The sequence below is a fragment of the Methylophilales bacterium MBRSF5 genome (genome assembly GCA_001044335.1).
GTDB lineage: Bacteria > Pseudomonadota > Gammaproteobacteria > Burkholderiales > Methylophilaceae > BACL14.
The window spans coordinates 708,700-723,629 of record CP011001.1; the positions used below are offsets into that span (position 1 = coordinate 708,700).

The 14,930-nt window shown below is 32.8% G+C and carries 16 protein-coding genes and 2 pseudogenes; all 18 read right to left on the reverse strand.

Annotated features, from left to right (window positions below; translation table 11 throughout):
* Positions 1-2: 2 nt before the first annotated feature.
* The 18 genes and pseudogenes from UZ34_03850 to UZ34_03935 all read right to left on the reverse strand — a co-directional run bounded on the left by UZ34_03850 (position 3) and on the right by UZ34_03935 (position 14,929).
* Positions 3-1,325, reverse strand: coding sequence for a lipopolysaccharide biosynthesis protein RfbH (locus tag UZ34_03850; protein AKO64541.1), 1,323 nt, complete (start codon positions 1,323-1,325; stop codon positions 3-5).
* Complete coding sequence (locus tag UZ34_03855; protein AKO64542.1) at positions 1,318-2,382, reverse strand: hypothetical protein; 1,065 nt, start codon at positions 2,380-2,382, stop codon at positions 1,318-1,320. Before UZ34_03855 ends, UZ34_03850 begins: the two co-directional genes overlap by 8 nt.
* Entirely contained in the window at positions 2,373-3,140 is a 768-nt protein-coding gene (locus UZ34_03860; GenBank protein ID AKO64543.1) for a glucose-1-phosphate cytidylyltransferase, read from the reverse strand. Before UZ34_03860 ends, UZ34_03855 begins: the two co-directional genes overlap by 10 nt.
* Positions 3,137-3,427 carry a hypothetical protein gene (locus UZ34_03865; protein AKO64544.1) on the reverse strand — a complete coding sequence of 97 codons (291 nt, stop codon included), beginning with the start codon at positions 3,425-3,427 and terminating at the stop codon, positions 3,137-3,139. Before UZ34_03865 ends, UZ34_03860 begins: the two co-directional genes overlap by 4 nt.
* Positions 3,402-4,778 carry a hypothetical protein gene (locus tag UZ34_03870; GenBank protein ID AKO64545.1) on the reverse strand — a complete coding sequence of 459 codons (1,377 nt, stop codon included), beginning with the start codon at positions 4,776-4,778 and terminating at the stop codon, positions 3,402-3,404. The genes UZ34_03865 and UZ34_03870 overlap by 26 nt, the downstream gene beginning before the upstream one ends.
* Positions 4,766-5,491: a hypothetical protein gene (locus UZ34_03875; protein ID AKO64546.1), complete on the reverse strand. Its 726-nt coding sequence runs from the start codon at positions 5,489-5,491 to the stop codon at positions 4,766-4,768. The genes UZ34_03870 and UZ34_03875 overlap by 13 nt, the downstream gene beginning before the upstream one ends.
* Positions 5,484-6,209 carry a hypothetical protein gene (locus UZ34_03880; GenBank protein ID AKO64547.1) on the reverse strand — a complete coding sequence of 242 codons (726 nt, stop codon included), beginning with the start codon at positions 6,207-6,209 and terminating at the stop codon, positions 5,484-5,486. Before UZ34_03880 ends, UZ34_03875 begins: the two co-directional genes overlap by 8 nt.
* 47 nt (positions 6,210-6,256) lie before the next feature.
* Positions 6,257-7,249: pseudogene (locus UZ34_03885) on the reverse strand (hypothetical protein).
* Positions 7,246-7,473 carry a hypothetical protein gene (locus UZ34_03890; protein AKO64548.1) on the reverse strand — a complete coding sequence of 76 codons (228 nt, stop codon included), beginning with the start codon at positions 7,471-7,473 and terminating at the stop codon, positions 7,246-7,248. The pseudogene UZ34_03885 and the gene UZ34_03890 overlap by 4 nt, the downstream one beginning before the upstream one ends.
* 1 nt (position 7,474) lies before the next feature.
* Complete coding sequence (locus UZ34_03895; GenBank protein ID AKO64549.1) at positions 7,475-8,317, reverse strand: hypothetical protein; 843 nt, start codon at positions 8,315-8,317, stop codon at positions 7,475-7,477.
* A gap of 22 nt (positions 8,318-8,339) precedes the next feature.
* Positions 8,340-9,422 (reverse strand): hypothetical protein, encoded by a 1,083-nt coding sequence (locus UZ34_03900; GenBank protein AKO64550.1) that lies wholly within the window; start codon positions 9,420-9,422, stop codon positions 8,340-8,342.
* A complete protein-coding gene (locus tag UZ34_03905; GenBank protein ID AKO64551.1) occupies positions 9,419-10,150 on the reverse strand; it encodes a hypothetical protein in 732 nt (243 codons plus the stop codon). The genes UZ34_03900 and UZ34_03905 overlap by 4 nt, the downstream gene beginning before the upstream one ends.
* Positions 10,150-10,836: a hypothetical protein gene (locus UZ34_03910; protein AKO64552.1), complete on the reverse strand. Its 687-nt coding sequence runs from the start codon at positions 10,834-10,836 to the stop codon at positions 10,150-10,152. Before UZ34_03910 ends, UZ34_03905 begins: the two co-directional genes overlap by 1 nt.
* A gap of 9 nt (positions 10,837-10,845) precedes the next feature.
* Positions 10,846-11,106, reverse strand: a pseudogene (locus UZ34_03915) (hypothetical protein).
* Positions 11,107-11,510: 404 nt separating this feature from the next.
* Entirely contained in the window at positions 11,511-12,581 is a 1,071-nt protein-coding gene (locus UZ34_03920; protein ID AKO64553.1) for a hypothetical protein, read from the reverse strand.
* Position 12,582: 1 nt separating this feature from the next.
* A complete protein-coding gene (locus tag UZ34_03925) occupies positions 12,583-13,515 on the reverse strand; it encodes a hypothetical protein (protein AKO64554.1) in 933 nt (310 codons plus the stop codon).
* Positions 13,508-14,362 carry a hypothetical protein gene (locus tag UZ34_03930; protein ID AKO64555.1) on the reverse strand — a complete coding sequence of 285 codons (855 nt, stop codon included), beginning with the start codon at positions 14,360-14,362 and terminating at the stop codon, positions 13,508-13,510. The genes UZ34_03925 and UZ34_03930 overlap by 8 nt, the downstream gene beginning before the upstream one ends.
* Before the next feature lie 3 nt (positions 14,363-14,365).
* Positions 14,366-14,929, reverse strand: a complete 564-nt coding sequence (locus tag UZ34_03935) for a dTDP-4-dehydrorhamnose 3,5-epimerase (protein AKO64556.1) — start codon at positions 14,927-14,929, stop codon at positions 14,366-14,368.
* Between the last annotated feature and the right edge of the window lies 1 nt (position 14,930).

A 14,930-nucleotide genomic window follows, 5' to 3' on the forward strand; every position in this document is an offset into this window, starting at 1 on the left:
AGTTAAAAATTTAGTCCAAGAAAAGTCTCTATTCGATTAATCATATACTCAATCATTTCATCATTTATTCCTGGATAAACCCCAATCCAAAAACTATTATTCATAATAAAATCTGTATTTGTTAAAACTCCAGAAACTTTATAATTTTTATCAACCATATATGGTTGCTTTGTTAGGTTGCCAGCAAATAGTAATCTTGTTCCTATTTTTTCTTGATTCAAATATTCAACAAAAGCAGTTCTAGGAGTAAGTTCTGGGTTTTTTACTGTTATTAAAAAACCAAACCATGATGGATCACTATCCTTGGTTGGTTCTGGAAGAATAATATGGTCTAAACATGACTTACTTAAACCTTCATAAAGTTTTTGATAATTTTCTTTTCTTTTCTTAATAAAGCCATCTAATTTAGATATCTGAGCTAAACCACAGGCTGCCTGCATATCAGAAATTTTTAAATTAAAACCTTGATGTGAGTATGTGTACTTATGATCATATCCTTTAGGAAGATTGCCAAGCTCCCAACCAAATCTCTTACCACAAGTATTATCTTTACCAGGAGCACAATAACAATCCCTACCCCAATCTCTGAATGACTCAATAATTTTTTTTAATAATGAGTCATTAGTAAAAACAGCTCCTCCCTCACCCATTGTTATATGATGAGCTGGGTAAAAACTTAATGTTCCAATATGTCCAAATGTGCCAGTAAGTTGATTTCTATATCTTGATCCAAGTGCATCACAATTATCTTCAATTAACCATAAGTCATATTTTTTGCATAACTCCATTACTCTTTCAATATCAAAAGGGTTACCTAAACTATGTGCAATCATAATAGCTCTAGTTTTGTTAGTTATTGCATCCTCAATTAAATTAGGATCTATATTGTGTGTATCTTTAGTAATATCAATAAAGACAGGTACAGCTCCATTTTGTAAAATAGGATTGACAGTTGTCGGAAATCCAGCCGCAACAGTAATTACCTCACTACCTGGAAAAACTCTTTTTTCTCCTAAAAGCGGAGAAGTCAGTGCGGAAAAAGCTAGCAAGTTCGCAGATGATCCTGAGTTTGTAGTCAGTAAATGTTTCACTCCAAGAAAATTTGATAGTTTATCCTCGAATTCATTATTAAATCTCCCAGTTGTAAGCCATCCATCCAAAACAGAATCTGTCATGAACATGAGTTCTTCATAATCTAAGATTTTTCCAGAGGGTGGAATGAATGTTTCCCCAGCTATAAAGGTATTGTTTGCATACTTAATATCACTGTATGATTTAATTAACTGCAAAATATCACCCCGAATTTTTTCTAATTTATCATCCATTATCCTCAAAGTATCCTCTAATTTGATTTTCTGTAAAAGTTAGCATGTCTTGTTTATTAAAAAATGCATCGTACCAATCAATGGTCATGTTTATAGTGTCATGGTAGTCTAATTTGGAAGTCCAATTTAGGTATTTATTAGATTTGCTCGAGTCAAGCTTTAAATATCCAGCCTCATGAAAACCAACATGATCTTTCTCAAATTTTATGTCTAAGGAGCTCCATTTTTCTCCAAAGATGGTTATTATATCTTCTACACTCTTTTCTTGAATTGAACTTGGTCCAAAATTCCATGAAATATTATCTAATTCAAAGTTTTTAGTATTTAAAAATTCAATTAATTTAAGATAACCACAAAGAGGCTCTAATACATGCTGCCAAGGCCTTGTTGATAGTGGATTTCTTATGTAAACAGCAGAGTTACTCTCTACGCCTCTTATTAAATCTGGAATCAATCTATCCTTTGACCAATCACCACCACCAATAACATTCCCCGACCTTGCAGTAGCCAGGTGATTTGTCGAATTTTTAATAAATGAATTATAAAATGAGGAAGTAACAAGTTCAGAACATGCTTTACTACTACTGTACGGATCAAAGCCTCCAAGCTCGTCAATCTCTCGATAACCCCATAACCATTCGTTATTTTTGTAGCATTTATCTGTTGTAATATTTAAAAGACAAGAATTTTTCCGCAACTTCAAACACTCTAGGATATTGACTGTGCCGATCACATTAATTTCGTAGGTGTCTCTTGGATTATTATAAGAGTCGGATACAAGTGGTTGAGCAGCCATATGAATGATAATATCTGGGGCAAAATCTAGAATCGACTGATTTAACGTCTCAAAATCTCTAATATCAGCAAATGTCGTTGGTATCAAATCACATAAATTTAATAAATTAAACATTGATGGATCAGTGTTAGGTTGTAAAGCATAACCATGCATTTTTGCACCAAGATTATGAAGAATTAAAGATAGCCATGATCCTTTAAAACCAGTATTACCAGTTACAAAAACTTTTTTATTAATCCAAAAATTTTTATCTAATCCCATAACTTCCAAGGTGCCTTATTTTGATCCCACATATCATTAAGCATATTTTTTTCCCTTAATGTATCCATCGGTTGCCAAAAACCCTGATGATGAAATGCAGTAAGATTTTTATCATTCACTAGATTTTTTAAAGGAGCTTGTTCAAAAACAGTAGAGTCGTCAGCAATATAATCCTTGATTTTTTTATTTAAAACAAAAAAACCACCATTAATAAAATTGGAATCTCCAATTGGTTTTTCATAAAAGGAAGTAACAACATTTTGATCAATAGCAAGCGCACCAAATCTGCCAGGAGGTTGAACTGCAGTAACGGTCGCGATTTTATTAAATTTTTTATGGTGTTCTAATAGCTGAAGTATATTGACATCAGATAACCCATCTCCATAAGTCATAAAAAAGTTATCATCAACGTAATTAAGTATCTTTTTAATTCTTCCACCAGTCATGGTATTTTCACCTGTATCAATGAGTGTAATTTTCCAATCTTCTGATTTGTTGTTATGAAAATTTATTGAGTTATCATGTAAATTAACTGTGAAATCAGATGTATGACTGTAATAGTTGATAAAATATTCTTTTATTAAATAGCCTTTGTAGCCTAAACATATGACAAAATCGTTAAATCCATAATGTGAATAAATTTTCATGATGTGCCAAAGTATCGGCTTACCGCCGACTTCGACAAGTGGTTTTGGTTTAATATCGGTTTCTTCTGAGAGTCTTGAACCAAGACCTCCAGCTAAAATAACTGTTTTCATAATTTAATTTCTTTAAATGATATTTTTCTATTATTTAAAATTTGTAATATAAGTTTTACTCTATTACCAAAAAATAAATTTTTAAATATTATAAAAATATTATTACATTGGTTTATTTCTAGATTAAAAAAATCTAGAAATTCTTGCTCAATTACTTTTCTTGAAAACCCAAAAGGATTGAAATAATGCAATGAATATTTATCAATTTTTTTTCTTTTTAAAATATCAGTAACCTCATCATTGGATATATTATAAATTATCTTAACATTTAAAATTTTTTGACTCATGTCCCTTAAAATCCTTTATTAACTCAGGAAATAAATCATAATAATTTGGATCACAGTGACCAACAACATAGGATTTATTCTCTGGCTTAATTATCTGAGATAGACATGCATGACCCCAAGACCAATCATAGACAAAATAATTAAACCTTTTTTTGTAAAATCTTTTATCATCTTTGAAATTTAAAAGAAACTCATCTTGTAAAATATAGGGTGTTGGATTAATTTCAATATATTTTTTAAAATCATTTAGATAACTTTTAAACTCGTACGCTTTAATGAACATGAATAAAGTATTTATTAGGAAAATAATAATAAGTGTATTTAAAGATATTTTAATAAAACCATTAAACTTTTCTAGGCTAAAAAGAAATATAAATGATGTAAAAAAAATAATAATTAATAAGAACATAGTTTTTGAGAAATAAGAATTAGATGGGTAGTGGTTAGCAGTGTTTGCTAATATACAAAATACGGCAACTACAAATAAAATAATAATTCTTACTTTTGATTTTTTTTGTTTTTTATCATTTTTATTATTAGCGGTAAAAAAAATTATTGTTGATATGAGCATAGCTGCAACAAAATATATAATTGTGTCGTATATAAAACCATCTGGCTGTCTATAGGCATATTCAGTTAGCCCCTTAAGACCGTTGGTAACTATTTGAGCATCTAGTGAAAATTTAGAGCTCAAGATTGCTAAAAGAGAGATTATCAATAATCCAATTTCGGGGATAAAATAATTAATCTTTTTTTTATTGTGGTGATGATTAAAAAAAATAGTTAATAGTAATATAGAGAAAAATGGAAAAACATCGTATGAAAGAATTAAAATAAATATTGAAATATTAAATATTATTCTGGCTGTTACATCCTCTGGTAAATCCTTTAATTGAAAAAAAGATGCAATAATGAGGGGTATTAGGGGATATATTAAATTATATTCACCAACAGCAAAAAAACTGTAAGGAATATAAAACAAAGATACAATGAGAAAAAAAATAAAGTATCCTATTTTTTTGTAGTCATTTTTGAAGAGCTGAATTGCTCCAAATGAAATTAAAAATGGGATAAAAAAACCTAAAGCAAATATTTTTTCCGCAATAAAAAGATCTTTAACGTGAAATTGTTGAGAAAAAATCATTGGTATTTTTAATAAAAATTGACTTATAGACCTTGTTGGTATTTCAGAAAATACGCCCTGATAAAAATTTTCAAGCAAAATACATGCGCCATCTGCAAATAAATATCTTTCAAAAAAAATCCTATCTGCAAACAGAACAACTAGTGAAACAAAAGCCAAATAGAAAATTAAAGACTCTTCTTTTACTTTGTGAGTTATAAAATCCATGTTGCACCGCCATCCATAATCACTGTTTCACCTGTAATAAATTTAGACCCTTGAAGACATATAAAAGCCACAGCATTTGCCACATCCTCGGGTGAACCCAGGCCTAATGGATAATCATGAATATTATTCACTGCGTTACCAATATTTCCCTCCCATAATGGTGTGTCTATGGCTGCTGGTGCAATCGAGTTGACAGTGATATCTTTCTTCAATAAATCTCTGGCCAACCCATTAAAAGCTGCATCACAACCAGCTTTTGAAGCCGCATACGCCACAGTATTATTGGCGCCAATATAGGCAGAGATTGAAGAAATAAAAACTATTCTGCCTGGTTTGTTAATTTTATTAGCGCGGAGTAAATTTGAAACAAAGTCTAATGTTGAAATAAGATTAGATTCTATTACATCTCTAATAAATTTTTTTGATAACATACGCATTGGTCTAGCGCCAATGATTCCATGACAGAGAATTAAATTATCAAAAGCTTCTACCTCTTTTGCAAATTTTTTAACTGCTTCCTCGTCATTTAAATCCAAACTTACCGGCACTACTGAATTATTTTTAATTTTATTTAATTTCTCCTCAGACCTGCCGAGGGCAATTACGTTTTGACCCGAGCTTGTAAATAACTTAACAATCTCTTCACCCAAACCACCAGTCGCACCAGTGACAAGTGTCGTTTTACCATTAATTTTTGCTAAATCATCAAGCATATCGTGACTTTCCAAGCATACGTCCGGCATCTGCAGCAATCATTTGTCCATTAATCCATTTGCTCCTTTGTGATATTAAAAATAAAAATGGCAAAGATGAATAATCTACAGGACTTACCCCAATGATATCCTTGTCATTAACTTCAACGCTGTTTGACATATCAGACTCAACATAATCAAAAGATGCCACATTAAAGCGAATTTTATTAGAAAAGGATACATCTGCGACCAAAGAGCGAGCTAACCCCAACAATCCCATCTTGGCAGCCGCATAAGGAGCGGTGCATGGCGGATGACACAATCTGGCAGCCGCTGAGGTAAGTACTACAGATCCTGAGTCTTTAATTTTTTTTGACTTGAGTAAGTGTCCTATTAAAGACATGGGCGATGTGAGATTGGTGGTGATTTGCGGTTCGATCGTTTTTCGTTGCAACATTTTTGGTGGAACAAGTTTGACAATCCCACTGACTACACACACCGCATCTAATACTGGTAACTCTTGAACCAGGTGTTTTATGGACTCGTCATCATTGATGTCGCATGCGTAATAATTGGTGTTTAATTCTTGAGCTAATTCTTTTAACTTTTCTTTATTTCTTGACGAGAGAAGGGGTCTGGCTTTGAGTTTTGCTAAGTCAGAAGACAACTGTCTGCCAATCCCCTGACTTGCACCCATCACCAAGATGGTTTTATTTTCTAAGTCTTCAAAAAAATTCATTAGTCATATAAGTGAAAGCTTTTTTCCTGTCCGTTTGCAACGTATCCTAATGTCGACCATGACAAACCGATCCCAAAGCCACACATAATTGTTTTAGTACTTTGATTGTTCCATTTTCCATCAAGTCGAGCAGTCAACGTTATAGGTATAGAAGCACTGGAGGTATTGCCATGGTCAGATAATGACTCTGGAAACTTCTCTATCGGGAGTTTTAACTTCATCCGAATTGTGTTATTGATCATTTTGTTCGCCTGATGCAACACAAAATAATCAACCTCTTCCATTTCTAACTGCATTTCTTTAGCCATTTTAGTGAGCTCATCGGGCACTAATCCTACTGAGAAATTATGAATCGCAGGACCATCCAGCACCACATCTGTTCCAGAGCGCATCACACCAGTAGAGTCTAACTTTACGTCATGAGAATCTCGAGTCACAGGTCTTACTTTTCCTCCATGAGGGATGTACAGCGCCTCTAAGCCAGAACCGTCTGTACCGCAACTAAAGTGTGCTGAATGTTCATGACCTAGGGTTACACTGGTAACCGTACAACCATCGCCAAATAAAACTCCATGCCCTTCATCGGTCGTACCGGGACTGTAACTTTGATCACCAACAACGATCAAGACTCTTTTCATACCAGACATTAAATGACCGTGAGCCACAAACAACCCATAGGGATAACCGGAGCAACCCAAATTAATATCATACGCCAAGGTCGATTTGCCAAAATGACATCGGTCTTGCAATAACACGGCAGTTCCAGGAATAATATAATCTGGTGATTGGGTTACTACAATAATGCCATCCACATCATCCGTGGATAACTTTAACTCTTTAAGCAAAAAGTTTATCCCTGTTTCACCTAAAGTTGAAAATCTTTGTCCTTCACTGCAAACATATTTACTTTCAATGCCAATGGACCGCGATAGTCGCTTGATCTTATCACTCGAATCTTCTTTAATAACATTTATTTTTTTTGCAGGGCTTACAGAGACCAGGCCCTCAATAAATAAATTGTTCAATCCAATGTGTTTCATTTTGAAACCATATCATACAACTGTTTCGGAGTGACTTGATCTTCCCATAACTTTTCTCCATTAACTTGGTGATCAAACTCAATCTCACAAAAAGTCATAACCCCTAGGGTAGCCAAAGAATCGAAATCAGGAATTTGACAGAACGAGAGATCAGGATCAAGGGAGGTTATATCCGGTAGGTCAATTGCTGTAACCAAACCGTCTAAAAAATCGTCGAAACTCATATTAAAACCTTTTTAAAAAAAATATTTGAATTAATTTGATTGCTACATATGCAATTATACCTTTCAAAATAACTAATAAGTTAAAAAACCGTAAACTTTTTAAGGAAATAATTTTTTTTGCCAACAAATAATTAACCTGAAAATTAAATAAGTAAGTTGATCTTAAGGTGCCTTGCATTACGTTGATGGTTTCCAGGGTTTTATCAATCTGATAAATATCACTTTGAGTTGACCAAATCCCTGCAGCATGAACTCTATAAAAAAAACTAGGCTCTTTGATAATTTTTGCAGGGCCATGTTGAAGCAGCTGCATAAATAATGGGTAGTCCCCTAAGGGCAAATCAATATAAGCTGGGTCAATTCTTGAAATAATTGTTCTTCTGAAGACCACGGTGCCTAGTTGGATAAAATTTCCTAACGAGAGGATGGAGGCTGAGACATTCCCGTAAAATTTTGAAATGGATTGTTTATCTCGTGTCCCTTTATAAAATCGGGAGCCTACAAAACTAATGTCTTTTTGGTTATTTAATATTTGGCTTGCGGTTTCAAGGTATTTGTCATTGACCCAATAGTCATCCCCTTCTAAAATAATAACCAAATCTCCTGAGGCATGTTGAAGTAATTTATCAATATTTTTAAGGCCGCCTTCATTTTTTTCCCACACGAACAACTGGATTCGATCATCTTGTTTTGCCAATTTTTCCACCACGTGTGCTGTTGCATCCATTGAAGCATCGTCCCCTACCAGTATTTCAATATCTTTAAAGGACTGGTTTATTGCCGACACAATCGTTTGTTGAATAAAACTCTCTTGGTTAAAAGTGGGAATCAGAACGCTTATCATGATTGTATTTTTATATCATTAATTAATTTATAGAATTAATCACCTGAAATACCTTCTTGATCTCGTCAGGTTTCAAATGCAGATGAAAGGGGATACCGATGGTGGTTTGAGCTAACATATCTGTCTGCGGCAGGCTATAGGAAGCAAATTGCCTTAAATATTCATTGGCATGGCAGCCTTGATTCCACCAATCACGCCACTCAATATTATTCTTATCAAACTCTTTAATTAAAAGTTGTTTTATTTTTTTATCTTTGCAATGAATGACGCACGTGGATGAAACATAATCAACCCCCCAACCTTGCATGAAATGTATGTTGGGATTGTCTAAAGAGGATAAAAATTTGTGGGCTAATTGAAGATACTTTATTTTTGTTTTGTTCCAAAACTTCAAGGTAGGAATACCAATAGCGGAATGAATTTCACTCAACTTATGATTTAACCCAGCCTGAATAGAATCTCTTTTGTTAATAAAACCAAAATTAGAATACGCACGGGCAGACTGAATAATTTTTTTTGATGGTGAATATAACAATCCACCTTCACCAATGGCAAATACTTTAGTCGCATGCATCGATATGACGATTGACAGTCTTTTGTTAAATGCATTATCAAATCCAGCTGCTGCATCTACCAAGATTGGAATTGAATATTTTTTGGAAAATTGTCTAGGGCCAGTATCTCGAATGGGTTTGCCAAACGGGGCCACAAGAAGCAGTATGGCTGTTTCGTTTAATACTCGTTTTGGAACTTGATTTAATTGGTCCTGAGATGGCTGCATTGTTTTAAGATCAACATCTAGATAATAGGGAACCAAGCCAGCTTCTTTAATAGCCTGCACGGTTGCCACAAATGTCCAGGAAGGAACTAAGCAATATTTTTTTTTTGGTGCACTGATCGCCTTGATTGCAGACACTAATGCTGAAGTGCCACTGGAAAATAACTCAATATAGTCGCTATCTACATTGAAAAAATGTGCTAACTTATTTTTAAACTGATTGTAAAGCGGCCCAAAATTAGCAAACCATAAGTTCTTATGCATTTTTGTTAAATATTGTAGGTAATATTTTTTATCGATCATGTAAGGCTTAAACAGATTAATCATAAAAATAACCTCAATTTTGATTTTAAATCCTTAAGTACAATATATATCACTGCAAAAAAAACTATAAAAGTTAAACCACTCAAATAAAACAACTCTTCATCAAACAAGTGCGGGTAAAAACAGAGAAAATTTAATTCATAAAAAAGATGAAATGGATTGAGGGTAATAAGATAAGCAAAATTACTTTTTATATCTCGAATGAAATAAATGACTGGCGATAACCAAAAAAGAAGTTGCATAATCAAACCAAAAATTCTTTCAAAGTCATCAAAAATAAAAGCCAATGGGGCAATTAAGTGTGCCAAAAATATGATCGATAAAATTAATAACAAAGAAATGACAATGACTAAAATCAAGCTTATCAATGGAAATTGAAACCAAAAGGCATACACCATTAATAAACAGATAAAATTAATGAACTGCATTAGTACTTCAGCATTAATAATAGCTGAGGGTGATAAATAAGAATTCTTTAAGATATGGTTATATTTTTTTAATGAGGTTAATGACAATGTCAATGAATTGGCAATTAAAAAGTAAACCAAAACATTTACTGCTTTTAAGCCAGGTTGCATTGTATCTATATTGCCACTAATTAATTTCCCAATAAAAAACTCAATTGAAATACTTGTGATTAGAATGGGTAGTAACCCAATTAGAAAACCAACAATATGATTTTTTTTCTGCAAAACAAACAGCAACTTAAAAAAAGAAAAAAATTGCTGCATTAATTCACATCCTCAAAATCACTTGGACTGAGAATACGAATAATACGATCACAGTTATCTTTTAACACATTGGGATCATGTGAGACAATAATCGCACATTGAAGAGATTTTAATTTCTGTTTCATTTTCAAAGCAGATTGATCCCGAAAGTGCTGATCACCAACAGCAAAAACCTCATCTAGCAACAGGATGTCTTCATTACCATGCATGGCTAATTCAAAAGCCAACCTAGATTTCATCCCAGACGACAATGATCTTAATATGGTTGAGGGCCTCACATTCAAACCCGCATTTTCTAAAATTTCAGTCACAAATTGCTCATTAACCATAAAATTTGCTGAGAAACTGAGATTCCATAACTCTATATTCCTTTGGATATCTAAGTCAGGATGAAAAACATGTCCTAAACCCAGTAAAGGTAAGACTTTGCCTGAGGTTTTAATTTCACCTCCTTCGGCAGGTAGCAAACCAGCAATAGCAGCCAACAAGGAAGTCTTGCCCACTCCATTTGAACCCTCAATGCCAATAATAGTTGAATGACCAACCTCTAATGAAAAATTTTCAAACACTACTTTTTTTTCAGGTAAAAGATTGCCGGTCATTAAAAATTTTTTAAATGAATAATTATCAGACTCACTCTTAAAATAAGCTAGATTGAGGTTTTTGATACTAATGGCAGAATTCATCTGAGATAGTTAATTCATTTTTATTGATTTTGGGGTCACTAATTTGGATCCAGAAGGAAGGTCCCTTAATACGGTAGCGCCTGCACCAATGACACAGTCATCTCCAATGTTAATATTATTGCCAATAATAGCCCCAGAATGAATATTATTGCGGCAACCTATGGCTGAATTACCACCTATGATTACATTAACGCCAATATGATTAAAGTTGCCAATGCGGCACTCATGAGCGATAACGGTTTGACTATCTATAAAATTACCAATACCTACCGAAGTTAGATTGGATATCTTACATCCAAAATAAATGCCTGATTGAATTGAGGCTGCATCAGCAAAGTTAGTATCGACTCTGAAGTCATGAATTTGGTCATCAGAAATATTGTATTTTTTAACAAATTCAAACTTATAGTTTGGATCACCAACTCCTAATAAAAAACGATTTTTCTGATCAGAAGAATCAAGGTCATCAGGAGAAATGACCTCATATGGCATCCCATTATTCCTCAGGATTGACTTAAATTGTTGTCTATTTTCTTTCCTATCATCCAAAAAACCCATAAAACAATTTCCTGCCCCCGGTACTTTTATAAATCTGTTTGCAATATCAAAAGCAAAACCAGATGTTCCTAAAACCCATATATGTCTGTCCATAAGTTATTACTCGTGAAAATTCATTATTTTAAAATCCTGCGATAAACCGCATGAAATCTTTCGATCATTCTCTCATAAATACCATTGCTAGGCATCATAATAAGATTATTGTTCATTTTGGACTGTATTTTTTCAAGCAAAGAAAAGTCCTCTTCGTAAACTAAGTTTGATGATTTTGTTAGACGATTTAAAAATTGAATCAGCTTGTAATTGCGTAAATTGTGCTTAGTGAGAAGATAACTTATATTAATCTTAGTTTGATTGGCGCTAATGGGTTCAAAAAATTCAACCACAAACGTTGAGCCATTATCGGCACTGGCAATATGAACATTAGGAAACAAATGTAAGTTAAAGTATCGATTGCTACAGTTCCATGGATCTTTAAACAATTTAGCATAATCAGGTTTTCGAATCTCGACATCCAAGCCCCCAAAACTCAAAGACTTAATATTCAACAAGAAAGTTGGAATCCATTTTGGTATTCCAGGTAAACCGCTTTTCACAGACTGCATTAAAGTTTTTTTATGAACAAATAAAGGGTGTAGTGGATCTCTTAGATTATCAATGATTAATTTCCAATTAAAATACCTTTGCTTAACTTCAGTGTGACTTTCTTCAATACAGTTTGAAATGCTTATGAGTTCATCAATAATTTTAGTTGAAAATTGTTTTGTTAAAGGAATTGGTCTTTTTGCAAAATTAATAAACATAAACTTTCCAACAATGTTCAGTGCTATTGAGTGCAAGCCTATATTATTTGAATTGAGCTTATATAACTCCTGATTAAAGGGGATGTTGTTCACAACACCATTTAATTTAAAACTCCACCCGTGGTATGGACAGGTAATCAGATTTCGGTCACATTGCTCTTCTGCAACTAACTCTGCAAAACGATGTGGGCATTGATTCAAAAAAACATGATGTGATTTTCCATCGAATGTAAACACAAGATCCATGCCTAAGATATTTTTTTTAACAATTTTATTTTTAGTAAATTCGAAGGTAAACCCAGCAAAAATCCAATATTTAAAAAAAATATTTTTCTTTTCCTGATTGAATATTTTTTCACAACTATAGTAATTTGATGAAAGCATATTAACCGGCCAACCCAACTAAAAAGAGCAACATAAGGGACTCAATACAACTTTGTCTTTGGTAATTATTTTTTAGAAATAACTTTAATTTTTTCAATCTTGAGGATTGCATAAAATTGATAAAGTCATCAACTTGGCTTGCCTTAGAAAGATGTCCCCAGCACTTTTGATTTTGGGACAATACCTCACTAATATTGTACTGATGTTGAAAATAATTTTGTGAAACAACCTTAGCAATCGTTTTATATATGCGCATAAATAAATTAACTCTAAAACCAATGAGGGAGTCATGATGCTGCCGATAAAACAACAAAGGTCGATCATCTAAAATGACTTCTACATCATGGATCATTGAAACAATATAACACCACCAGTCATGCGATGGAATTTGAATACCTTTTGTATTATATTGCGTCAGAATATTTCTAAATGTGCTATTAAATGCCATGGTGTTACCACCAGTAATATTTTCAAAAAAAGAATTTTCTAGTGACGGACTGACCATTTCATGATTAGTAGCACCAATACATGTTTTATCATCATTTATGATTATTTTGGAGCTGGAGTAAAGGATCGGTTTGTTATTGGAGTGTCGTTTAAAGCAGTCCACAATGTAATCAAGTTTTTTGGGTACCCAAAAATCATCTTGATCACAAAATAAAAAAATATCCGCTTGTATATTTTTTTGATTTACTAATGATAAAAAATTATTAACATAATCTTCTTTTGGACCTTGTTGGTAAAAAATCTTATCTGGATATTTTTTTTGATACTGGGCAATGATCTGATATGTTTTTTTTGAAAATGAATCATCACTGACATAGAGTTTAAAATGCATATAAGTTTGCATCATTATCGAATCTAACTGATCCAAAATAAAATATTCATCTTCAAACGTCGCCATCAAAATAGCAATTGTTGGATGTTTATGCATCTGACTTTTTCAATTTTAAAAAATGAATTATTTTGATAAATACTAATAATGCAGATCTTAAGAATAATTGAATAAACTCATGAAATACAAACCAAAAATATTTCTTTTGGGTTGTTGCTATGTATTTAAAATCCTTCATTAATTGTTTAAATCGCACTTTCGAATGAATGGGTACTTTTTTACCTAAAACTGAAAATACCTCATCACCAATCGTATGTATAAATTTTGTATTAAAATTTCCATAAAGATGGAAACCCATCCTTCTAATCCTTAAGCTCCATTCTATATCGACATAATCAATAAATAAGTTTTCATCAAAGAGCCCAGTGTATCTAAAAATTGGGGCATAAATTAATAGGCCTGAGGTGATGGCAGAGTGTATCTGAATAATCTTTTTACTACCTTGTTGATACATTCTTTTTCTGAATAGACCATAACTCATGAAATATGGCTTATCTTTTTTACTTCTCACATAGCTCGCCCCAAGAGCAACCATCAATGGATCATCAATGCTGTCAAACATGTTGAGATGATCTTTTATTTTTTTAACATCTAATAACGTATCCTGATCAAACAATATTACTTTTTTTGCATTTAACTCCAGAGATTTATTAATCCCGATATTTAGTGCTTTACTCAGACCTAAATTTTTATTGTTGTTGATAATCGTTGTATGTTGATATTTTTTTATGTTTTTGTTGATATCGGAGTTGTTTTTTTTATCAATGGTATTATTTACGCAAATAACTGAAAAATCTTTTAATTTTTGAATATTATTTTCCAAAAAATCTAAATCAGGATTGAATAAAACGATAATTAAAACAACGTTGTCAGTCGATGCCGTCACAATTTATTTACTTCCATGATACTGCATCAAATATTTTTGAAAGGATATGCCGAGTTTGTCTTTCTCTGATAGGATTGGATCAGACAATAATGGCCAATCAATAGCAAGGTCATCATCATCATACAAAATACAAACCTCACTTTCTTTCGAGTAAAAATTCGTTGCTTTATATAAAACCTGAGCTGATGCTGATAAAACTAAAAAGCCATGAGCAAATCCAGGTGGAATCCATAGTTGTTTAGTATTCGTTGCTGATAACAATTCCCCCACCCACTGACCTCTTGAAGGCGAATCAGGTCTGATGTCAACAGCTACATCAAAGACTTCACCCTCAATGACACGAACTAGCTTTCCTTGCTCAAAAGGTGGACGCTGGTAATGCAATCCTCTAAGTGTATTTTGTTTAGACTTTGAATGATTATCTTGCACAAAATGGATATCATCATGTAGCAAAGAATTAAATACATCTTGATTGAAAGACTCATAAAAGAACCCCCGGTCATCATTAAACACATTTGGAGTAATCAACTTTACTTCAGGGATTGCCAGAGAGGTTATGGTAGCCATT